Source organism: Marivita sp. NO-S04 (assembly GCF_059070475.1).
Window position 1 is genome coordinate 3,465,225 of sequence record NZ_CM180980.1, and the last position, 20,493, is coordinate 3,485,717.

General features: G+C 58.4%; 20 protein-coding genes. 10 read left to right on the forward strand and 10 right to left on the reverse strand.

The window, feature by feature from the left end; translation table 11 throughout:
- Positions 1 to 3 precede the first annotated feature (3 nt).
- Entirely contained in the window at positions 4 to 1,014 is a 1,011-nt protein-coding gene (locus ACK3EW_RS17650; RefSeq protein WP_493807196.1) for a cytochrome d ubiquinol oxidase subunit II, read from the forward strand.
- On the opposite strand, the gene ACK3EW_RS17655 is transcribed toward ACK3EW_RS17650, so the two are convergent.
- From ACK3EW_RS17655 to ACK3EW_RS17665, 3 genes are all read right to left on the reverse strand, one after another.
- Positions 1,001 to 1,738, reverse strand: coding sequence for a metallophosphoesterase family protein (locus tag ACK3EW_RS17655; protein ID WP_493807197.1), 738 nt, complete (start codon positions 1,736 to 1,738; stop codon positions 1,001 to 1,003). The two genes, ACK3EW_RS17650 and ACK3EW_RS17655, sit on opposite strands and share 14 nt — an antisense overlap.
- Positions 1,739 to 1,807: 69 nt before the next feature.
- Positions 1,808 to 3,403, reverse strand: coding sequence for a phosphoglycerate dehydrogenase (serA, locus tag ACK3EW_RS17660; RefSeq protein WP_493807198.1), 1,596 nt, complete (start codon positions 3,401 to 3,403; stop codon positions 1,808 to 1,810).
- A gap of 98 nt (positions 3,404 to 3,501) precedes the next feature.
- Complete coding sequence (locus tag ACK3EW_RS17665) at positions 3,502 to 4,656, reverse strand: phosphoserine transaminase (protein ID WP_493807199.1); 1,155 nt, start codon at positions 4,654 to 4,656, stop codon at positions 3,502 to 3,504.
- Between the two features lie 297 nt (positions 4,657 to 4,953).
- Here ACK3EW_RS17665 and serB point away from each other — a divergent pair, with 297 nt between their 5' ends.
- Positions 4,954 to 5,844 carry a phosphoserine phosphatase SerB gene (gene serB, locus ACK3EW_RS17670; RefSeq protein ID WP_493807200.1) on the forward strand — a complete coding sequence of 297 codons (891 nt, stop codon included), beginning with the start codon at positions 4,954 to 4,956 and terminating at the stop codon, positions 5,842 to 5,844.
- Here serB and ACK3EW_RS17675 read toward each other — a convergent pair.
- On the reverse strand, positions 5,816 to 6,814 hold the full coding sequence (locus tag ACK3EW_RS17675) for an asparaginase (protein ID WP_493807201.1): 999 nt from the start codon (positions 6,812 to 6,814) through the stop codon (positions 5,816 to 5,818). The two genes, serB and ACK3EW_RS17675, sit on opposite strands and share 29 nt — an antisense overlap.
- A gap of 173 nt (positions 6,815 to 6,987) precedes the next feature.
- Here ACK3EW_RS17675 and ACK3EW_RS17680 point away from each other — a divergent pair, with 173 nt between their 5' ends.
- The 7 genes from ACK3EW_RS17680 (at position 6,988) to cueR (ending at position 13,891) form a co-directional block, all read left to right on the forward strand.
- Positions 6,988 to 7,521, forward strand: a complete 534-nt coding sequence (locus tag ACK3EW_RS17680; RefSeq protein WP_085627735.1) for an invasion associated locus B family protein — start codon at positions 6,988 to 6,990, stop codon at positions 7,519 to 7,521.
- A 114-nt stretch (positions 7,522 to 7,635) separates the two neighbouring features.
- The gene (locus ACK3EW_RS17685; protein ID WP_493807202.1) at positions 7,636 to 7,953 is read left to right on the forward strand and encodes an ArsR/SmtB family transcription factor; all 318 of its coding nucleotides are present in this window, start codon (positions 7,636 to 7,638) and stop codon (positions 7,951 to 7,953) included.
- A 16-nt stretch (positions 7,954 to 7,969) separates the two neighbouring features.
- Positions 7,970 to 9,013: a permease gene (locus tag ACK3EW_RS17690; RefSeq protein WP_493807203.1), complete on the forward strand. Its 1,044-nt coding sequence runs from the start codon at positions 7,970 to 7,972 to the stop codon at positions 9,011 to 9,013.
- Positions 9,014 to 9,104: 91 nt separating this feature from the next.
- Complete coding sequence (gene rlmN / locus ACK3EW_RS17695) at positions 9,105 to 10,292, forward strand: dual-specificity RNA methyltransferase RlmN (protein WP_493807204.1); 1,188 nt, start codon at positions 9,105 to 9,107, stop codon at positions 10,290 to 10,292.
- Positions 10,293 to 10,497: 205 nt separating this feature from the next.
- Complete coding sequence (locus ACK3EW_RS17700) at positions 10,498 to 10,950, forward strand: hypothetical protein (RefSeq protein WP_493807205.1); 453 nt, start codon at positions 10,498 to 10,500, stop codon at positions 10,948 to 10,950.
- Between the two features lie 95 nt (positions 10,951 to 11,045).
- Positions 11,046 to 13,502, forward strand: a complete 2,457-nt coding sequence (locus ACK3EW_RS17705) for a heavy metal translocating P-type ATPase (RefSeq protein ID WP_493807206.1) — start codon at positions 11,046 to 11,048, stop codon at positions 13,500 to 13,502.
- Positions 13,499 to 13,891, forward strand: coding sequence for a Cu(I)-responsive transcriptional regulator (gene cueR / locus ACK3EW_RS17710; RefSeq protein ID WP_439119132.1), 393 nt, complete (start codon positions 13,499 to 13,501; stop codon positions 13,889 to 13,891). Before ACK3EW_RS17705 ends, cueR begins: the two co-directional genes overlap by 4 nt.
- Positions 13,892 to 13,999: 108 nt before the next feature.
- On the opposite strand, the gene ACK3EW_RS17715 is transcribed toward cueR, so the two are convergent.
- The 3 genes from ACK3EW_RS17715 to ACK3EW_RS17725 all read right to left on the reverse strand — a co-directional run bounded on the left by ACK3EW_RS17715 (position 14,000) and on the right by ACK3EW_RS17725 (position 16,114).
- On the reverse strand, positions 14,000 to 14,932 hold the full coding sequence (locus ACK3EW_RS17715; protein WP_493807207.1) for an aldose epimerase family protein: 933 nt from the start codon (positions 14,930 to 14,932) through the stop codon (positions 14,000 to 14,002).
- 94 nt (positions 14,933 to 15,026) lie between these two features.
- Entirely contained in the window at positions 15,027 to 15,611 is a 585-nt protein-coding gene (locus ACK3EW_RS17720; RefSeq protein WP_493807208.1) for a ferric reductase-like transmembrane domain-containing protein, read from the reverse strand.
- A gap of 14 nt (positions 15,612 to 15,625) precedes the next feature.
- Positions 15,626 to 16,114, reverse strand: a complete 489-nt coding sequence (locus tag ACK3EW_RS17725; protein WP_493807209.1) for a twin-arginine translocation pathway signal — start codon at positions 16,112 to 16,114, stop codon at positions 15,626 to 15,628.
- 345 nt (positions 16,115 to 16,459) lie between these two features.
- On the opposite strand from ACK3EW_RS17725, the gene ACK3EW_RS17730 reads away from it, so the two are divergent.
- On the forward strand, positions 16,460 to 17,179 hold the full coding sequence (locus tag ACK3EW_RS17730; protein ID WP_493807210.1) for a hypothetical protein: 720 nt from the start codon (positions 16,460 to 16,462) through the stop codon (positions 17,177 to 17,179).
- Here the strand turns inward: ACK3EW_RS17730 and ACK3EW_RS17735 are convergent.
- From ACK3EW_RS17735 to ACK3EW_RS17745, 3 genes are all read right to left on the reverse strand, one after another.
- Positions 17,131 to 17,925, reverse strand: a complete 795-nt coding sequence (locus ACK3EW_RS17735; RefSeq protein WP_493807211.1) for a helix-turn-helix domain-containing protein — start codon at positions 17,923 to 17,925, stop codon at positions 17,131 to 17,133. The genes ACK3EW_RS17730 and ACK3EW_RS17735 overlap by 49 nt on opposite strands.
- Before the next feature lie 164 nt (positions 17,926 to 18,089).
- Positions 18,090 to 19,511, reverse strand: a complete 1,422-nt coding sequence (locus tag ACK3EW_RS17740; protein ID WP_493807212.1) for a homospermidine synthase — start codon at positions 19,509 to 19,511, stop codon at positions 18,090 to 18,092.
- A 248-nt stretch (positions 19,512 to 19,759) separates the two neighbouring features.
- Positions 19,760 to 20,443, reverse strand: a complete 684-nt coding sequence (locus ACK3EW_RS17745; protein WP_493807213.1) for a D-lyxose/D-mannose family sugar isomerase — start codon at positions 20,441 to 20,443, stop codon at positions 19,760 to 19,762.
- Positions 20,444 to 20,493: the final 50 nt, after the last annotated feature.

Here is a 20,493-nt window from a genome sequence, read left to right on the forward strand (position 1 = left end):
CCCATGTATCTGTTCGGAGACCCCGCCACTTGGCTGCCCTTGGCTTTTGCCGCTCTGCTAGGACTGTCCATTCTCATCTATGTTGTTCTCGACGGGTTCGATCTGGGCGTTGGGGTCTTGTTCCCCTTCGCCGAGAAGGATGAAAAGGACCGCATGGTTGCCTCCATCGGCCCGTTCTGGGATGCCAATGAAACCTGGCTGGTTCTGGCTATCGGTATCCTGCTGGTCGCTTTCCCAACGGCACACGGCACCATCCTGACCGCGCTTTACCTGCCGGTGGCGGTGATGCTGGTCGGGTTGATCCTGAGGGGTGTATCGTTCGAATTCAGGGTAAAGGCACCTGCCCATCATAAAAAAGCATGGGATGGAGCATTCTACATCGGCTCGATGATGACCTCGCTCAGCCAAGGGTACATGCTGGGCATGTATATCATGGGGCTTGAGGTAACCGCGTTCACTCTGACCTTTTCGGCGGTGACCGCCGTTTTCCTGACCGTCGCCTACAGCTTTATCGGTGCAACCTGGCTGATCCTGAAAACCGAAGGCGCGCTGCAATTGAAAGCCGTGGCGTGGTCTAAGGGCGGCATCTGGGGTGTTGTTCTGGGCATGGGCGCGGTGTCTCTGGCGTCGCCGTTTGTGAGCGAACGTATTTTCGACAAATGGTTCTCCATGCCCGAGTTCTTCTTGCTGTTGCCGCTGCCCCTGATGTCAGGTGCATTGATCGTCCTTTTGTGGCTGGCTCTGCGCCGCCTGCCCACCAGCGATGACAGCTTTGCGTGGTTTCCGTTCGCGGCTACCATCGTTCTGTTTGTACTGGGCTTTTTCGGGATGGCCTATTCGTTCTACCCGTTCATCGTCCCCGACCAGCTGACCATCTACGAAGCCGCAAGTGCACCCGAAAGCCTGTTCATCATCCTGATCGGAACCCTGTTCGTTCTGCCGATGATCCTTGGCTACACTGCGCTGGCCTATACGGTGTTCCGGGGAAAGGCGACGGCGCTCAGCTACGACTAGGCAGATGCTGGCGCCCCTTGGCGGTCAGGATAAAGACGTCTTCGCCCTCGAACCCGGCAACGGTTAGCGGGCGCCCGTATCCTGCACCGGTGTCCAGATTGATCCGGTTGGCGTAGCGCTCTGGCGCGTCCACTGGTGTGTGACCATGCACAACCAAAGCGCCGTGATCTCGTTTGTCACTGTGAAATTCTTGCCGAATCCAAAGAAGATCATTCTCGGCCTGCTGGTCCAGAGGCACGCCGGGGCGGATACCCGCGTGTGCAAAGAAGCGTCCGTCTTGGTGATGTGCCGTTTTCAACCCCCGCAGAAACGCTTTGTGTGTGTCGGGTACAGCCGCGTGCAAAAGCTCTGCAAGATCGGTTTTGCGAATGCGGTCAGGCAAGTAGACATCATAAGAGGCGATGGTTTCCGTGCCACCAATCGCCGGGTGAAACCAATGATAGCCCACCAACAAATGCGGGTCAAAGCGCGGACCGTCGGGATCAAGATACCATTCAAAGAACCGGTCATGATTGCCCTTGAGGCACACCCAGTCGCGCCCGTCCGCTAGTCCGCGCACAAGCGTGTCGATCACACCTTTGCTGTCCGGCCCCCGATCAACATAATCACCTAGAAAAACAACCCGCGCATTGCGTCCACCATCGGCATCTATTTGCGCCAGGGCAGTTTCCAGCATGCCGAGTTGGCCATGAATATCGCCAATGGCGTATAAGGTTTGTGTCATGCGCGGTATGTCGCATGTGGTCGGGAGCGGCGCAATCAGAACCGCCCCCAATTAAGTAAGGCGTCCGCGTCAGGCGACGTCGAACTGCAACGGCTTGACCTGCCGGAACAATCCTGTCGCCTTGAGCTTGTCTACCACATTGGCGGGCACCGGCTCGTCCACATAGAGCAAGGCAATCGCCTCGCCCTTGGCAACCGAGCGACCCAATGTGAAGTTCGCAATGTTGACGCTGTTCTGGCCCAGGGTCATGCCCAGCGTCCCGATGATGCCCGGCACATCTTCGTTGGTGGTGTAGATCATGTGCTGGCCGATCTCGGCGTCGATATTGATGCCTTTGATCTGGATGAAGCGCGGTTTGCCATCGCTGAAGACCGTGCCCGCAATCGAACGTTCCCGCTCGGACGTCACCACAGTCACCTTCACATAGCCGTCAAACGCACCGGATTTCGCCTGGTTGGTCGTGCTGATCTTGATGCCACGCTCTTTGGCGATGAGCGGTGCGCTGACCATGTTCACATCCGGGTTGACCCGCTTCATGATGCCCGCAATGGCCGAGCAGTTCAGCGCCTCGAGGTTCATCTCGGACACCGAACCATCATAGAGGATGTTGATCGCCTTGATCGGCTCGTCGGTCATCTGGCCGATAAAGCTGCCAAGGTGATCCGCAAGCTTGATCCACGGGCCCATGATCTTGGCTTCCTCAGCCGTCACCGACGGCATATTGAGCGCGTTTTCCACAGCCCCGGTCAGCAGGTAGTTGGCCATTTGCTCGGCCACTTGAAGGGCGACGTTTTCCTGCGCTTCGGTTGTGGCGGCACCAAGATGCGGGGTGCAGACAACGTTGGGCAGATTGAACAGCGGGTTCTCTGTCGCCGGTTCTTCGCTGAACACGTCAAACGCCGCACCTGCGACATGGCCGGATTTCAAAAGCTCTGCCAACGCGGCTTCATCTACCAAACCGCCACGGGCGCAGTTGATGATCCGCACACCCTTCTTGGTTTTGGCAAGGTTTTCGGCAGACAGGATGTTGCGGGTCTGGTCGGTCAGCGGCACGTGCAGCGTGATGAAATCGGCGCGCTTGAGCAGATCGTCCAGTTCGACCTTTTCAACCTGCATCTGCTTTGCCTTCTCTTCGCCCAAGAAGGGATCGTAGGCGATGACCTTCATCTTCAGACCGCGAGCGCGGTCGCAAACGATGCCACCAATATTGCCTGCACCTATCACGCCAAGCGTCTTGCCGGTCAGCTCAACGCCCATGAATTTGGACTTTTCCCACTTCCCCGCATGGGTCGAAGCAGAGGCCTCTGAGATCTGACGCGCGCAGGCGAACATCATTGCAATGGCATGTTCGGCAGTGGTGATCATGTTGCCGAAGGGCGTGTTCATCACGATCACGCCTTTCTTGGAGGCGGCTTCCTTGTCGACATTGTCGGTGCCAATCCCGGCGCGGCCGATCACTTTGAGATTGGTCGCATTCCCGAGGATCGTCGGCGTGACCTTGGTGGCCGAGCGTATCGCCAGCCCGTCATACTGACCGATCACTTCGGCCAGCTTGTCTTTGTCTTTACCCAGATTGGGCTGGAAATCGACCTCGATGCCACGGTCCTTGAAGATCTGAACGGCAGCGTCGGAGAGTTTGTCAGAGATGAGTACACGAGGGGCCATGTCAGTGGTCCTTTTGAATATCGGGGAAAGGTGCGTGGGATCACGCACCCTACAGGGAATGATGGGAAAGGGTGCGCGCGGGCGCGCACCGCATGATATCAGGCTGCTTTGGCCAGCGCCTCGATCTCGGCGTGGAAGGCCCAATCAAGCCACGGCAGCATCGCTTCGATGTCCGCAGTTTCGACCGTGCCACCACACCAGATGCGCAGACCAGCAGGCGCATCACGATACGCGCCGATGTCCAGCGCCACACCTTCGGCTTCAAGCCGCTTGGCGACGGCCTTGGCAAAAGCCGCACCATCGGTGATCCGGTCATCGGTGAACTTCAGACAGACCGAGGTATTGGAGCGCGTGGCGGGATCATCCGCAAGGTTCGCAATCCAGTCATTCGCCTCGCAGAAATCCCAGACAGCTTTCGCATTGGCATCTGCCCGCGCCATCAAGCCTTTGAGGCCGCCGACCGACCGCGCCCAGTCAAGCGCTTGCAGGTAATCTTCAACCGCCAGCATCGACGGTGTGTTGATGGTTTCGCCGACAAAGATGCCTTCGATAAGCTTGCCGCCTTTGGTCATGCGGAAGATTTTCGGCATTGGCCACGAGGGTGTGTACGACTCAAGCCGTTCGACCGCGCGCGGGCTTAGGATCAGCATGCCATGCGCCGCTTCGCCGCCCAGAACCTTCTGCCAAGAGAAGGTGGTCACATCCAACTTGTCCCAAGGCAAATCCTGCGCAAACGCCGCCGATGTGGCGTCGCAGATCGTCAGGCCTTCGCGGTCCGCCGGAATGGAATCGCCGTTGGGCATCCGCACACCCGAGGTGGTGCCGTTCCATGTGAAGACGACATCGGTGTCGTAATCGATCACAGCCATATCGACGATTTGACCGTACTCGGCGGTTTTCACCTCGGCGTCTATCTTAAGCTGCTTGACCACATCCGTGACCCAGCCAGCACCAAAGGATTCCCAAGCGACCATCGTGGCTTTGCGGGCGCCCAGCAGCGACCACATGGCCATCTCGACCGCGCCGGTGTCGGACGCGGGAACGATGCCGATGCGGTAATCGGCGGGCACCCCAAGCAGGTCGCGCGTCTCTTCGATCGCGGCTTTCAGCTTGGCCTTACCGACAGCAGCGCGGTGCGACCGGCCCAGCGGCGCGTCAGCGAGGTTGTCGAGTTTGAAAACGGGGGGTTTGGCACAGGGGCCAGAAGAAAAACGCGGGTTAGCCGGCCGCGTTGCCGGTTGTGCAATAGCCATTGATGCTATCCTTCCAGATAAGCGCCCCTCGTTGGGGAGGGGTGTCCCGCTGCTGCGTTTATGCGGGCCTCGCACGCCGCGCAAGTCGGAAAATGCGACCAATGTGACGCATTTGAAGTTCCGCACGAAACGCGCGTTGCGGATCGGAAACTTGGTCCTGTTTCACAAGTCCGGCGGCATCGGGCGCGGCACGCAGAGCGTATTTGGAACAAGAAGGGGGCAGTTGTGCGGTTCTTCCATCTGGCCTTTTTGACGAGCCGTCGATACATCGCGGCAAACCTTGCTTGGAGTGCTTTTATGTTCACCGCCACGTTGATTGCCCGTCCGGGACAGCTTGATCCTGCTCTTCCCGAAGTGCTGCGCAATGCCTGGGGCGGCGGTGATCTGGTTTGGCTTTCACCGGACGAGGCGGCGGAATTCGACATTCCCTTGGTGCCCGACACGGCCGAGTCCAGTTGGACGGCGCTTCAGGATCAGGGCGTTGATCTGGCGATCCAGCCCAGCGCGAATCGGCGCAAGAAGATGTTGCTGGCCGACATGGACAGCACCATGATCCAACAGGAATGCATCGACGAACTGGCCGAGGTGGCGGGTGTCGGCGCGCATGTGAAAGCGATCACCGCGCGGGCCATGAATGGCGAACTGGATTTCGAAGGCGCGTTGATCGAACGGGTTCGTCTACTCAAAGGTTTGCCAGAGAGCGTGATCGGCGATGTTCTGGCCACTCGCATCACCCTCATGCCCGGCGGGCCTGCTTTTCTGGCAACGATGAAAGCACACGGAGCCTATGCGGCTCTTGTGTCTGGTGGCTTTACAGCGTTCACCGCGCGCGTCGCTGCAACGCTTGGTTTTGACGAAAACCGCGCAAACACGCTGCTGGTTGAAAGCGGCACGTTGTCAGGCGAAGTCGGTCGTCCGATCCTTGGGCGTGAAGCCAAGGTCACCGCTCTGGAAGAGATCACTTCCCGTCTGGGCATCATCGATGCCGATGTTCTGGCAGTCGGCGATGGGGCCAATGACCTTGGCATGTTGCAGCGGGCAGGCGCAGGCGTGGCGCTGCACGCCAAACCCAGCGTGCAGGCGCAGGCCAAGCTGCGCATCAACCATGGCGATCTGACTGCCCTTCTCTTCTTGCAAGGCTACAGCAAGGACGATTTCGTTACACCAGAAGTGCCGGCGCTGGCCTGATCTCTCCGGTCACCAGCCCGTCCCAATTGTGAATGGTCGGGGACAGGAACGCCTTGACCTCAGGGTGATCGGCATCCAGCACATCCAGCTTCACAAGGATCGCCGCAATAGCACACTCCGCAGCCCGGGTCGCGCCGTCCGCCGCCTTGACCGCCACACCCAATCCGCGCGTCGGCAGTATCGCGATAAAGTAACCTTCGGCCCCAGTCTTGAGAGCGACAGGTTCCTTGGAAACCCGCATCAAACGCGTGCAGGCACGGCCCTCTCCCGCGACCAGCTCTGGATGCGTATGCATCGCTTCTACCAGACGGGCCCCAGCGGTGCTCATCGTATCTGACCGTTGTGCGGCAGTCGCAAACCACGCCATTGCCCGCGCCATACCATGCATCGTGGTGGCAAAGTTCGGCGCGGAACAACCGTCGATCCCAAACCCTGGGCTGGTCTGATCCGTCACCGTCTCGAACGCCTCAAGGCAGGCTTTCTGAACGGCATGCTCAGGATCGACATAGTTCGGGCCCGCGCCAAGATGCTGGGTCAGCGTCAGGAAGCCCGCATGTTTGCCGGAACAATTGTTGTGCACGCGGCAGGGCGACTCATGTGCACGGATCATCTCGATCTTCAGATCGGTGTCGCGACTCACTTGCGGGCCACAACACAGCGCATCATCGTTCAGCCCCAGATCAGTCAGCCAACGGTTCACCCGGTCCACATGAATCGCAGCGCCCTGATGCGACGCGCACGACAACGCCAATTGCTCGGTCGTCAAACCCCGCGCATCGGCGGCGCCAGACGTCAGCAGGGGCAGCGCCTGGATCATCTTCGACGAACTGCGTGGCAGCACGACCGCATCGGGATCACCCCACGCCGAAACGATCTGTCCAGACCCATCGCAGATCACGGCATGGCCGCTGTGATGGCTTTCAAGAAATGGACCGCGCCAGACCTCGGCCAGCGACACGGGGTGTGCCATGGGTTCGCTCCTTCGTGCGTGGGCAAAAAACTGCCAATTGGGCTTTAAAGATCCTCATAAATCAGGCTATTCTCACGCCGTCGAGGGCAAAGTTGCAGTGACATAAGCGGGGCAAACCCCATACTGTGGCGGACAAACGAGTTGAGGCTAAGGACAGTCTGGAGGCTGGACGCATGAATTCATGGATTGGCGGAGCGGTGATCGGTGCAGTCGCGCTGGTGGCGGCAAGTGCGGGCGTGGCGCAGGAAACGAGTACAAACCGCGTTAACGCCATCACCGACTGGAGCGTGTTCGAAGGGCAAGAACCACGGGAATGCTGGGCGGTCACGACTTACAAAGAAAGCGTGAACACCAAGGATGGCCGCGTTGTTGCCGTGACCCGTGGTGAGATCCTCCTGATGGTCTTCTACCGACCCGGAGCCGAAGTGCAGGGTCAGGTTGCTTTCACAGGTGGCTACCCGTTTGCACCAGGGTCGACGGTAAACGTCAACATCAGCGGTACGGAGTTCGAGCTGTTCACCGAAGGTGAATGGGCATGGCCCGCAACGCCGCAGGACGATTCCAAGATCGTCACCGCAATGAAACGCGGCGCTGATGCGGTTCTCACAGCGCGTTCTGCGCGTGGGACCACAACCAAAGACACATTCTCGCTCTTGGGCTTTACCGCTGCGGTCGAAGACGCCGAGAAGCGATGCGCAAGCGGTTAAACGGACGTTGCGACTGACCCAAATGATGTAAAGGCCGGGCAAATCTGTCTGGCCTTTTTTCGTGCCGCATGAATTTCACTTGCCATAAAACTATATTTCTAGTTTTATGGTTTCATGAATCAGACTCAACATCACGCCCGCTCTCTTTCTGCCTTGGGCCACGAAGCCCGGCTTCAGATATTCCGCGTTCTGGTCAAGGCGGGGCATTCCGGGCTGACGGTGAGCCAGATCGCCGAACATCTTGGCCTACCTGCCTCGACGCAGGCGCATCACCTCAAGATGCTCGTCGAAGGCGGATTGGTAACGCAGACACGCCAAGGGCGCGAAGTGATCAACACAGTCGATTTTGACAGGATGAACGGCCTGATCGGGTTCCTTTCAGAGGAATGCTGCACAGGGTTCGCAACCAACACATCCAACACCGCTGCATAGCTCAAGGACATCGAGAATGGCTGACCTCTCATCTAACGCACCCCCGAACCCGATCTGGCTTGCGGTCAAGAAACAAAAGGTTTGGATCACGTCTGCTATTCTGCTGTTAATCGTTGCATTGGTCTCAGCCAGTCAAGCCGAAGACAGCCTTGGCTTTGTGGTGCAGTCGCTTATGAAAACCGGCCCCTACCTTCTGTTGTCCATCGGGATTGCAGCTTGGGCTGTGGCGACAGGGGCGGACAACCTGATCGCCCGTGCCTTTACTGGATCACCAGCACTGATGATCTTTCTCGCAGCACTGGCGGGCGGGCTGTCCCCCTTTTGTTCTTGTGGCGTAATTCCCCTGATCGCAGCTCTTTTGACGATGGGTGTTCCGTTATCCGCTGTGATGGCCTTCTGGCTGGCATCGCCAGTGATGGACCCGTCGATGTTCTTGCTGACCTCGGGTGTGCTTGGGTTTGAATTCGCAGTTGCCAAGACACTGGCGGCAATCGGACTTGGCGTGGCGGGTGGCTATATCGTGCTGGCCTTGGGCGGCAGTCAAATCCTGCATGATGCCTTGCGCGAAGGTGTTGGAAATGGCGGCTGCGGGTCGGCCAAGATCCGCAATCCCAAGCCTGTGGTCTGGCGTTTTTGGGAGCACTCCGAACGGATCGAGAAATTTGGCAAGGAGGCAATGAAGACAACGCTCTTCCTTGCCCAATGGCTGACCTTGGCCTTTTTGTTGGAAAGCCTGATGCTGGCCTATATCCCTGCGGAAACCATTACGTCCGTTCTGGGTGGCACCGGGATTGGTCCGATTGCGATCGCAACGGTGGTCGGTGTGCCCGCCTACCTGAACGGCTATGCCGCGCTGCCGCTGATCAGTGGGTTGATGGAACAGGGCATGGCGTCCGGTGCCGGCCTTGCCTTCCTTGTCGCTGGGGGCGTCACGTCCCTGCCCGCCGCCATTGCGGTCTGGGCTCTGGTGAAGCCCCGGGTGTTTACGCTCTACATCGCAATATCGCTTGGTGGCGCATTTCTCATCGGTTTGGCCTATCAGGGCTGGACGATGATCTAGGCTCTTGCAAGAGCCTTCATTCGCATTCCCCTTTGGCAAAGCCCAAAGAATCCTATATGTGGCCCATCTCTTTTCGAGAAAGGCTGACCCAATGACCGGCTCTGCACCGATCACGCAAGACGTTCTGACCATCCCGCGCAAGATGCCGGAGGGGGGCAAAACGAATATTGTCGGACTGACCCGCGACAAGCTACGCGAGGCACTGGTCTCCATGGGCACGCCGGAAAAGCAGTCCAAGATGCGGGTCAACCAGATCTGGCAATGGGTCTACCAGTGGGGCGTGCGCGATTTCCACGCGATGACGAACCTCGCCAAGGCCTACCGCGCCGAACTGGACGACCATTTCGAAATCGCTCTACCGGAGATCGTGTCCAAACAGGTCTCGGCAGACGGCACGCGCAAATACCTTGTCCGCATTGCAGGCGGGCACGAGGTCGAGGTGGTCTACATTCCTGAAACCGATCGTGGCACGCTATGCATCTCGTCCCAGGTAGGCTGCACACTCACCTGTTCCTTCTGCCACACCGGTACGCAGAAACTGGTACGCAATCTGACCGCCGGAGAGATCATCGGGCAGGTCATGCTCGCGCGCGATGATTTGGGCGAATGGCCCGAACCCGGTATCGGCACCGGCGAGAACGGCCCACGCCTTTTGTCGAACATCGTGCTGATGGGTATGGGTGAACCGCTCTACAATTTCGACAACGTGCGCGATGCGATGAAGATCGCGATGGATGGCGAAGGCATCGCCCTGTCCCGCCGCCGCATCACGCTGTCCACGTCTGGCGTCGTGCCGGAGATCGCCAAAACCGCCGAGGAAATCGGATGCCTGCTGGCGGTCAGCTTCCACGCCACGACAGACGAGGTGCGTGACAGACTGGTTCCGATCAACAAACGATGGAACATCGAAACGCTGCTGGACACCCTGCGCGAATATCCGAAGAAATCGAACTCCGAACGCATCACCTTTGAATACGTGATGCTCAAGGACGTGAACGACAGCGACGAAGACGCCCGCCGTCTGGTTAAGCTGATTTCGGGCATTCCGGCCAAGATCAACCTGATCCCGTTCAACGAATGGCCCGGGGCACCTTACCAGCGCTCGGACTGGAGCCGGATCGAATCCTTTGCCGACATCATCTACAAGGCAGGCTACGCGTCCCCCATCCGCACCCCGCGCGGCGAGGACATCATGGCAGCCTGTGGCCAGTTGAAATCCGCGACGGAACGCGAACGCAAAAGCAAGGCACAGATCGCAGCAGAGAGCGGGACTTCCTAAGCCCAAGAGCTTTGCTTTGTGATGGGCACTTCCGGTGTCGACTGAAGAATTGACCATTTGCATGGCCAAATCAGGCGTAAGCTCGTCTTTTTGACCCAAAGTCCCATCAATGGCCTTGATCACCCGAGGTTCTTTATCCTATCTAAGAATATTCCTGATTATTTTAATTGGATATTATGCCACCAGGGTCCAACAAGGGTCAACCATGCACCACTCGCACATTCTTCTGCCGGATGATGACCTGCGATCCGCCGAAATGCGTGTGATCGCGCTGCTGCGTGCATGGAACACCAATTTGGACGCGCAATCAGCGATGTGGGAAGACCTGCAAACCTCCTTGGGCGACGCCCGCGCCAGATCGTGTCTGCAAGCGTTCGAACAGATGCTTCAATTGCTCGCAAAACACAGCTGGCGCCCTCTGACGATCATGCCCATGGAGACCAAGGGTATGACGCCTGACGAAGCAGCCTTGGCACGGTTTGTCATGGCGTCAACCGAACAGAGGCGCGACACCGCATTGGCCGAGGCTGGGTTTCTCGTAGCCCCCAATGCTCTTCTTCCGCTGCTCTGCGCGGCGTCGCGGTTTGGCCTGCCGCTCTTGTGCGAAGAATGCCGGGCGCGGATTTTTGCACCAGTTGCAAAAAGCCCGTTGAACTAGGCGTCAAGCTCCTGCCGCATGATTTCTTGATCTGTCCCCTTGACCTTCCAGCGACTGGAAGCCCTATCTGATCCTTGAACCACAAGGATTCACACATGACCACGCTTCGTTTCGCCGTCGACAACATGAGCTGCGCAGGCTGTGCAGGCCGCGCCGAGCGTGCATTGGCGGCTGCCCCCGGCGTGACCGAAGCATCAGTCAACATCGCCAATCACATTGCGCAGGTCACAGGGACCGCCTCGCCTGACACCCTGCGCGCCGCGCTCAAGACTGCGGGCTACCCCGCCCGCGAAACGACTCACAGTCTGTCCATCGAAGGCATGACCTGTGCCTCCTGCACCGGCCGTGTCGAACGCGCGCTTGAGGCCGTACCGGGTGTTCTGACGGCCAACGTGAACCTCGCCACACAGACCGCAAGCGTGCGTGTTCTGGATGGCGCAGTAACAATCGAAGCGCTTGCCCAGACGGTAACCGATGCCGGATATCCGGCGCGGCCAGTCGACAACGACACCCCGGCAGAGCGGCATTCCGAAATCGCTCCCCTGCGCCGCGACACCTTGATCGCCGCAGCACTCACGCTGCCTGTCTTCCTGACAGAAATGGGTGGCCACCTCTACCCGCCGCTACACCATGCGATCATGGGCAGCCTCGGGATGCAGAGCTTCTGGGTGTTGCAATTCCTGCTCATCACGCTGGTTTTGGCATGGCCGGGTCGACGGTTCTTCCGCATCGGACTGCCGCTGTTGGCCAAGGGCAGCCCCGACATGAACAGTCTTGTCGCCCTCGGCACGCTGGCCGCATGGAGCTATTCCACCATCGCCACCTTTGCACCTGCGCTTTTGCCCGAGGGCACCCGCGCGGTCTACTTCGAAGCGGCGGGTGTGATCGTTACTCTGATCCTCGCTGGCCGTTGGATGGAGGCCCGCGCTAAGGGGCGCACCGGCGCTGCCATCCGCCATCTGATCGAACTGCGGCCTGACACCGTGCTGCTGTCGCGGGACGGAGATTTTGTCGAAGTGCCGCTTGCCGATGTCGCAGTTGGCGATGTGATCATGGTGCGCCCCGGCGGACGTATTGCCGTCGACGGCATGGTGATCGACGGAGAATCCTATGTTGACGAGTCCATGATCACCGGAGAGCCTGTGCCCGTGGCCAAGACCACCGACGACGTCGTGACCGGCGGGACCATCAATGGGCGAAAGGCATTGACCTATCGCGCGACGGCGGTCGGCTCAAACACCGTTCTGGCCCGGATCATCGACATGGTGCAAACCGCGCAGGGTGCGAAATTGCCGATTCAGGCGCTGGCCGATACTGTAGTTCGCATTTTTGTGCCTGTCGTATTGGGCATCGCGGCGCTCACCATTGTTGTGTGGCTGACTTTCGGCCCGCAGCCATCACTGGGCTACGCGCTGGTTTCCGGGGTGGCCGTCCTGATCATTGCCTGTCCCTGCGCAATGGGCCTTGCGACGCCCACCTCGATTATGGTGGGCACCGGCCGCGCGGCTGAGCTTGGTGTGCTCTTCCGCAAAGGAGACGCGCTTCAACGCCTCGACAGCGCCACTGTAGTGGCATTCGACAAGACCGGTACCCTGACCGAAGGACGCCCAAGCCTTGTCGACCAATACACCGTGCCCGGCACAGAAGCCGCCGACGCGCTGCGCCTTGTGGCTGCGGTTGAACAGGGATCAGATCACCCTGTAGGGCGCGCCATCCTTGCCTCTGTCCCCGGCGACCTCCCCTCTGTTAAAGACAGCGAAACGGTTCCCGGCTATGGGCTGATCGCGTCACTGGGGGATCACAAGTTACTTGTCGGTTCCGAGCGTCACCTCACGGAAAACGGTGTGGACACGACACCGCTGCAAGCAGCAATCGCGCGGTTTGCAGATAACGGGCACAGCCTCGTCTGCCTCGCACAGGGTGGGCAGGCCGTGGCTGTCTTTGCGGTGGCAGACCAAATCAAGCCCAGCGCAAAGCCTGCCATCGACGCGCTGCACACAGCTGGCCTCAAAGTGGCGATGATCTCGGGCGACAATCCAGCCGCCGCCAATGCCATCGCCCGTCAACTGGGCATCGACCACGTCACTGCAGGCGTGCGCCCGGATGGCAAGGTCGACGCCATCAAGGATCTGCGCAGCCGCTTTGGTGCGGTCGCCTTCGTGGGCGATGGCATCAATGACGCCCCGGCCCTTGCCGAAGCCGATATCGGCCTGGCCATCGGCACAGGCACCGATGTCGCCATCGAGGCGGCGGACATCGTTCTGTCCTCGGGTCGGGTGTCTGGTGTGGTGAATGCAGTGGACGTGTCAAAACAGACCATGCGCAATATCCGGCAGAACCTGTTCTGGGCCTTTGCCTATAACACCGCGCTGATCCCGGTGGCTGCAGGTGTGCTGTATCCGGCGTTTGGCATCCTGCTGTCGCCGATGCTGGGCGCGGGTGCGATGGCGCTGAGTTCCGTGTTCGTCCTGACCAATGCCCTGCGTCTGCGTAACATCGCACTGGTGCAGGACGACTCGGCGTCCGTCACTTACGCGGAGGTCCCAGCATGAACATCGGAGATGTTGCCCAAAAGGCTGGACTGCCCCCAAAGACCATTCGGTATTATGAAGATATCGGGCTCATCACGCCGTTGCGGGATACCAACGGATATCGAGTGTTCCGAGAAAGCGATCTGCACAAGCTGGCCTTTCTCGGACGTGCACGCACGTTGGGGTTCACCATCGAGGACTGCCGCACATTGCTCGCGCTCTACGAGGATGACACGCGCGCGAGTGCCGATGTGAAAGACCTCGCACAAGCGCACTTGGCCAAGATCGAAGACAAAATCACGCAATTGGAATCCATGCGTGATACGCTTTCGAACCTTGTGCAAAGCTGCGCCGGGGACAATCGGCCCGATTGCCCGATCCTGAGCGATCTGGCCACTGGGCAGCACTGATACGACACCGCCCCAAAAGAACAGTCGGGTGAAAGAGCAACATGTGGTCGCCACGGGCGGCTTTTGACCAATGGAAATGCGCAGTGTCGACGTAGAGCTGGATGTTTCCTAGCGGATTTCGATAGATGTCATCTGCTTGTATGGTGCCTCCGGAGTACAGAGGATCGACGGGAATGCAGGCACGTTCACCGCGTTCGGCAAGTCCTGTGCCTCAAGACACAGACCGGCAAAACGCCCATGCGCCGCCCCCGGTCCTTCCGGCAAGTGCCGCGCCAAGCTGTTTGACGTGTAGACCTGCAACCCTGGACGATCCGTCCACAGCCGCAGCGCAAGCCCACCCGGGACTGTCACTTCAGCCGCGGGATCGGCGTTGGACGTCAAGACAAGGTTCCCATCCCACCCGTCACCATCCCCAAGTCGCACCGGGCGACGGAAATCATACGCCGTCCCCTTCACTGGCTCGATCGTGCCCAAAGGCACAAGTTCCGGGGCCGTGGGTGTGTAACGGTCCGCCGCTACCCGCACATAATGCTCGGCAACGGTGCCGTGGCCTGCAAGATTAAAGTAAACATGCTGTGCTAGATTGATCGGCGTCATGCGATCCGGCACACCTTCCATATCCCATGTCAGACACCCACCCCTGAGACGCAGCACCACGCGGAACGCCACATTTCCGGGGTAGCCCTGATCCCCGTCTGTCGAGAGCAATCGGAATTCCACCGCGCGGTCTCCATCCGGTGACATACGCCAGTTGCACCGGCCAAGCCCACCCGGGCCGCCATGCAGATGATGCGGCGACGCATTGGCTGGCAGGTCATAGCTGACACCGTTTAGGTCGAACCGAGCCCCGGAAATCCGGTTGACCACGCGCCCGCACACCGCGCCCATCGACGCCGGGTTTTGCCTGTAATGCTCGGGCTCTGCGTAACCCAGAACAAAGGGACGGTCTGCAACACGCCAATCCATCACCGCGCAACCCATCGAAAGCACTGTCACTTCGGTGTCTGCATCACGCAGAACATGGGATGTGATCTGCTCCATGGTGCCTCCTTTGGTGTCACCTGACAGGGCCAGCCGATTGCGGTCAATCCCAGATTGACCCGTATTACTTTCGGCGCACCAAGGGAAAAAGAACCTATATCCGGCGATCAAGGATCACCCAAATTAAGACACCTAGAACCAACGCTGTGAGGAGTCCTTTCGAGATCGGCTCCATTGTGCCGTCAATTTGCAGAGCATGCAGGGCCGTCCCAATGGCAATGATACTGACAAGAGAGGTATGCAGAAGGCGCCAAAGTCGCAATCGCTGTCCCATCCGGTGCCGCAGCGCCCCGATCAACGCCGCTGCAAACACAGCCCACATTGCGATCACACCCCAGATAGAGAACGGCGTGGGCGACATGAACAACAGCGCGTCGATGACATCGGGCGGGCTGGTAATCCAAAGTCCAGCCACATGGATGATCACCAGCCCGACAAGCAAAGCTCCTACGCCGCGATGTAATCGCCGTCCGGAGATACCCTTGAAACCGGGCAAGTATCCCCCGACCAACAAAGGCTGCATCAGCAACAGCCCCATGGCCATCACACCTGCAATCCCGGACCCGATATAAACCGGGTCACGCCATTGAAGCAGGGGGCTTGAGACGGCAAAGCCAAACGGCACCAACAGCGCTGTCGCGACCGCGATCCAGATCAACACCGCGCGAGGCCGGGACATGGTGTCAGCCCCCGTCAGACTGGTTGCAAGACGAAATCCGCACGCAGGCTGGTGTCGCGCAAACTGGCCATGACAGGACGCAGAAAGACAGTTTTGAATGCGTCCCCATCATAGGCCAGATGCCCGTGCGCTTGGCCAAAGGCTGGAACGATTTGCGGCATTTCCAGCCGGAATTCTCCGTTCGCATCCGTCAGCGTTGCGCCGTGGCTGTGCCAATCACGTTCATGGCCTTCGGTGGTATGCGCCCAGATTTGGATACGCTGACCTTCGAGTGGCGCTCCATCCTCGGCCCGACGCACCGTGCCGGTCATCCAGAACCCGCCACCACCAATCCGAGCAACGATAGGTGCACCTGGGCGATAATTGTTGGACCCACCCCGCATGGTCGGTGTCGGCGCAATCCCTTTGGCTCTTGCAGGAACCAGCAAACCCGACCCGGTTGTGAACAGCGCCGCAGCAGCAGTGGTTACCACGGACCGCCGCGTGAGACTTGAAATGGTCATGACGAACCTCCTTTGCATCCGAACAATCATGAGGCGCAACACAGCCTCACCGCCCGGTGTTGTGTTTGCGCGATCTTACCAAATGATATTCCGCTTTCCTGTCTTGAAAGGCCCCACCCACGTCATCGTGATATCCCAGCATGCCGACTGTGCCATGCGATAAGGTCTGTCTGCGGAATTTTGCCAATGGCCTTCGAACACCCGGCATAATCCAGCAGCAACACATTCAGCTGAAGCTATCTATAAGTGTCTCAACTGAAAAGAAACAACCTTAAGGCTTGGCGCAGCCCCGCGAATAATGTGGTGTGGAGGAATTGTTCAACACTCTATGAGGGAGAAATGCACGTGGCCAAAATTGCTCATCTAGACCTGATGAAATTCTTCAGCACCTGTCTCTACATGCTTGAAGAGAGGGGAATCACGGTCGAAGATTCATCGGATTTTGAAGGATGCGAAAACCGGATGCGCGCGATCGGCAAAAACTCGATCACACCAATGATCTCATCAGAACACAATGATCTGTCCAAAGACAATGCAGGGTGGCTGATCCTGCGCAAGGATGGTCAAGATATAGGTGGTGTCGCTGCCCGGCACGACCGGTTTGTGACCGAAACGCTATCAAGCTTCTGGTCCCGCAGTTATGGCAGATTATACAAGGGACAAGGGCATTTACGGGTTGTTTCGGACGAACGCCGCCCGTGTGACGAGATCACGGGAAGCGTCATCTACATGGGCGAGTTCTTTATCGCCGAAAAGATGCGCGGCTCTCGGCATATGTTGTCGCTCTACACGCATCTGCTGTTTGCCTATTGCCACCTGCGCTGGCATCCAGACTGGCTGTATGCCTTTGTGAGAGCCGATGATGCCCGGTTGGGCTATGCCACGGAATATGGCTTTACCCGTCAGTATCCCGGCGCGCATGTCTGGGGAACCTTGCCGAAAGGGCGGGCGACAGGTGAATATCTTGTGGCGATTCAATCAAGCGAACTGTGCGACATGGCACGCTACTTCAATCTTCACCCGTCTGTTCTTCTGGGGGTCGATTCGCTCAAAAGGGTGGAATAGTTCAGCACGAACAAGGTGCCCGACGCATCCCTGACAGGGAGCATGAGGCGAACGAAGCTGACCTCTGCGGTTTCGTTCGTTTCGGGAAAGGGCACAATCCGCTTGAGCGGCGTGATCATCCCCACACCGGAATGCGCAACCGATCTGATTTGTCCGTTCAGTTCGGTCAGATCAGATGTGCTCAGGGTTTCGAGAAAGTTCTCGAGCCTTGAATTGTCTGCCGAACCGAGCGTCGTCGCAGACAGGCCAAGCGCACCAACATGGTGAATGCGCGGGATCGACGTCAAAGCCTCGGCTGCACTGACAAGATCGAAATGCGGAGCGATCTGCTCGCTGCGAGACAGGTCGCCGTCAGTTTCCTTCCACCAAGCGATGATGGAATCCAGTGTCGGTCGATCTCCTATCCGGTCCAGCGACCGTTCGGTTGCCTTGAAGACCGCGGACAAAAGCTGTGCCGCCTGCCGATCCACTTCCTGCATCGGCAGCGCTTCGAAGTCTCCTTTGAGGTGATCGTTCCGGTCCCTAAGCAAAACATCCACCGGGATTCCCAAAGCGTCCGCCAATCGCACAGGTGCGGCCATGTTCGGCAATGTGCGACCACGCATGATTTCGTCCAGAATGCTAGCTTCCTCGAACCCTGCACGCGCCGACAACTCGGCTTCGCTGAGGTTTTGTGACTTCATTATGCTTTGCAGGTTCGCCCGGAAATTATCTAGAACTTCCAGCTCTTTCGTATGCAGCGTCATCTCGCCGTCCAGTAGTTACAGCTTTTGCCCACACCCAAGGTCATGGGTAACCTCGCAAAAGTGGTGTGTATAGCAAAATTGCACCCTTAAGGAGATTTATCCGTTCGCGCATCAAAGCCTTCACCTCAGGACACGCGGTTTGGACAGATGGCATTGCCCATGGATCAGCTTGCCAAAACATTTCTGAACAACCACGGGTCGCGTTCGTCGATATCTTCGGGGAAGTGTTCCCACCGATCCTGCAACGGTGTCCAATCAGTGTAATGCGCCTCAACAGGACCAAGGTAAGGGCGCTGCACATCAAGGCAGCGTGCATGATCCATCTCATCGGTTTCCACAATTCCCGCCTCGGGGTTTTCCAGTGCCCAGACCATTCCCGCCAGGACCGCCGAAGTCACCTGTAAGCCGGTGGCATTCTGATAGGGTGCCAGATCACGCGTTTCCGCGTTGGACAACCGAGACCCGTACCACATCGCGTTCTTTTCATGCCCATAAAGAAGCACACCAAGTTCGTCGATGCCTTCGACGATTTCGTCTTCGGTCAGGATGTGATGGATCGTTTGCTGTTTGCCCGACCCGAACATCTCGTGCAGGGACAACACCGCATCGTCGCAAGGATGATATGCATAATGACAGGTCGGACGGTAGTCGGGCGCAGCCGCATCACCGACCGTGTAATAGTCGGAAATCGAGATCGCCTCATTGTGCGTCACAAGGAACCCGAATTGCGGTCCCGGTGTCGGGCACCATGTATGCACCCGAGTGATCGCTCCGGGACGGTCCAACCAGATCGCCGCCTGACACCCTGTGTCATAGGAATACCCGTTTTCCGGAAACCATGTTTCGTGCGTGCCCCACCCTAGTTCGGCGGGTTGGAAGCCTTCGGCAATGAACCCTTCGACAGACCATGTATTGACGAACACGTTGCGCGGTCGCGGTTGACGGCGCGCTTGGGTATCTCGCTCTGCGATATGGACACCTTTCACACCCAGCGACTGCATCAGCGTCGCCCAACCCGATCGGTCTTTTGGCGCCGGCACTTCACGCCCCGTATCCTTGGCAAGGGTAAGCAAAGCCTCTTTTACGAACCATGACACCATGCCGGGGTTAGCCCCACAGCAACTCACCGCAGTCGGACCACCGGGATTGGCCGCCTTTTCGTTCCGCACCGCTTGCCGCAGGGCATAATTGGTGCGTGCTGCATTGTCGGCGGTGTCGAAATAATACCCGGCCCACGGCTCAACCACCGTGTCGATATAAAGCACACCCTGTTCACGGCAGAATTTCATGAGATCCAAAGACGACGTATCGACCGAAAGGTTAACGCAGAACCCTTTGCCCTCGGCAAAAATCCCCCCCAGTACCTCGCGATAGTTGTCGGGTGTTAGGGCAAGCTGCAGATGGCGGATCTTGTGCTGCCGCAGGAAATTGGCCTTACTGGCATCCGGTTCGATGACGATGAATTTATCTGCATCATATTCGAAATGCCGCTCGATCAGTGGCCATGTACCTTTTCCGATCGAACCAAAGCCGATCATAACGATCGGCCCATCAATACGCCCGTGGACCTGATGTTTGTCAGTCATGTACTTTCCTCGCCGCTCCTGTGTCGTGGACACTCCGTCCAGCACGACCGACAAGGCAGCTTCCCTTGTTTATCGCGCGCAGCACACAGAGTCCAAGATACTCTTGTCATTCGGAAAAACACATTCGGGGCCAATCGGTTTCCTTTGCAAACTGGCCACTCCCTCATTCCACAAAGCGAGCCGGACCTGTTCGTGACCTGTCAGCCACCCATGCAACGGCATCCGACGGCTTTAGCTGCGGGAAAGCGTTAAAACGCCGCCGCGTAATCACTGACAAGAAGATGGGTCGGTGCCGTGTCCTCTTCGATTGTAGAGAAACGGCCGATCGGTTCGCGAAAGATATTGTCGGTCTCGTCATCGTTCACGGTCGAGACTTCTCCGATCAACACATCGCCACCTTCCCCCCAGAACGCGTGCCAATCTCCCGGACGGAGTGTCACGCTTTCACCCGGCGCGAGGCGGAGCTTCTGGCCCGGCGCATAGTCCAGACGAATACCATCGCACCACACGACGCCGCCGCGATCTTCGGCAAATCTGCCTGCATCGTCCGATCCGAACAATTCGATCACCAGTGTTGCACCGCCTCGGTTGATGATGTCCTCGGCCTTGATCACGTGCGTGTGCATCGGAGACAACTGATCCTGCCGGGAAATAAGCAGCTTTTCAGCGTAGCACATCCCCCCGCCGCGCTGCAGGTCTGACAAGAGGCCATTGCGCAGGGTAAACAGGAAAAGGCCCAGCTCGGCGTACCGTCCTGCCCCGTAATCAGTAATGTCCCAACCGCAGCGTGTATCAATCACGTGCTGCGCCTCTGCTGCTCTGGCCCGGAATTCGTCCGGTGTCCAATATGCAAATGGCGGCAGGCTAAAGCCATGGGATCGGATCATCTCATCTGCATCCGCCATGATTTCATTGATGCGCGATCGTTTCATACCTGTGTTCCTTCGTTGCAGCGCAGACTGGGCTTAAGAAACCAGTAATG

Excerpts from the sequence above, each read along its gene's own strand:
- ACK3EW_RS17650 (WP_493807196.1), top strand. The coding sequence starts at position 4 with ATGTATCTGTTCGGAGACCCCGCCACTTGGCTGCCCTTGGCTTTTGCC.
- ACK3EW_RS17655 (WP_493807197.1), bottom strand. The coding sequence starts at position 1,738 with ATGACACAAACCTTATACGCCATTGGCGATATTCATGGCCAACTCGGC.
- serA (WP_493807198.1), bottom strand. The coding sequence starts at position 3,403 with ATGGCCCCTCGTGTACTCATCTCTGACAAACTCTCCGACGCTGCCGTT.
- ACK3EW_RS17665 (WP_493807199.1), bottom strand. The coding sequence starts at position 4,656 with ATGGCTATTGCACAACCGGCAACGCGGCCGGCTAACCCGCGTTTTTCT.
- serB (WP_493807200.1), top strand. The coding sequence starts at position 4,954 with ATGTTCACCGCCACGTTGATTGCCCGTCCGGGACAGCTTGATCCTGCT.
- ACK3EW_RS17675 (WP_493807201.1), bottom strand. The coding sequence starts at position 6,814 with ATGGCACACCCCGTGTCGCTGGCCGAGGTCTGGCGCGGTCCATTTCTT.
- ACK3EW_RS17680 (WP_085627735.1), top strand. The coding sequence starts at position 6,988 with ATGAATTCATGGATTGGCGGAGCGGTGATCGGTGCAGTCGCGCTGGTG.
- ACK3EW_RS17685 (WP_493807202.1), top strand. The coding sequence starts at position 7,636 with ATGAATCAGACTCAACATCACGCCCGCTCTCTTTCTGCCTTGGGCCAC.
- ACK3EW_RS17690 (WP_493807203.1), top strand. The coding sequence starts at position 7,970 with ATGGCTGACCTCTCATCTAACGCACCCCCGAACCCGATCTGGCTTGCG.
- rlmN (WP_493807204.1), top strand. The coding sequence starts at position 9,105 with ATGACCGGCTCTGCACCGATCACGCAAGACGTTCTGACCATCCCGCGC.
- ACK3EW_RS17700 (WP_493807205.1), top strand. The coding sequence starts at position 10,498 with ATGCACCACTCGCACATTCTTCTGCCGGATGATGACCTGCGATCCGCC.
- ACK3EW_RS17705 (WP_493807206.1), top strand. The coding sequence starts at position 11,046 with ATGACCACGCTTCGTTTCGCCGTCGACAACATGAGCTGCGCAGGCTGT.
- cueR (WP_439119132.1), top strand. The coding sequence starts at position 13,499 with ATGAACATCGGAGATGTTGCCCAAAAGGCTGGACTGCCCCCAAAGACC.
- ACK3EW_RS17715 (WP_493807207.1), bottom strand. The coding sequence starts at position 14,932 with ATGGAGCAGATCACATCCCATGTTCTGCGTGATGCAGACACCGAAGTG.
- ACK3EW_RS17720 (WP_493807208.1), bottom strand. The coding sequence starts at position 15,611 with ATGTCCCGGCCTCGCGCGGTGTTGATCTGGATCGCGGTCGCGACAGCG.
- ACK3EW_RS17725 (WP_493807209.1), bottom strand. The coding sequence starts at position 16,114 with ATGACCATTTCAAGTCTCACGCGGCGGTCCGTGGTAACCACTGCTGCT.
- ACK3EW_RS17735 (WP_493807211.1), bottom strand. The coding sequence starts at position 17,925 with ATGACGCTGCATACGAAAGAGCTGGAAGTTCTAGATAATTTCCGGGCG.
- ACK3EW_RS17740 (WP_493807212.1), bottom strand. The coding sequence starts at position 19,511 with ATGACTGACAAACATCAGGTCCACGGGCGTATTGATGGGCCGATCGTT.
- ACK3EW_RS17745 (WP_493807213.1), bottom strand. The coding sequence starts at position 20,443 with ATGAAACGATCGCGCATCAATGAAATCATGGCGGATGCAGATGAGATG.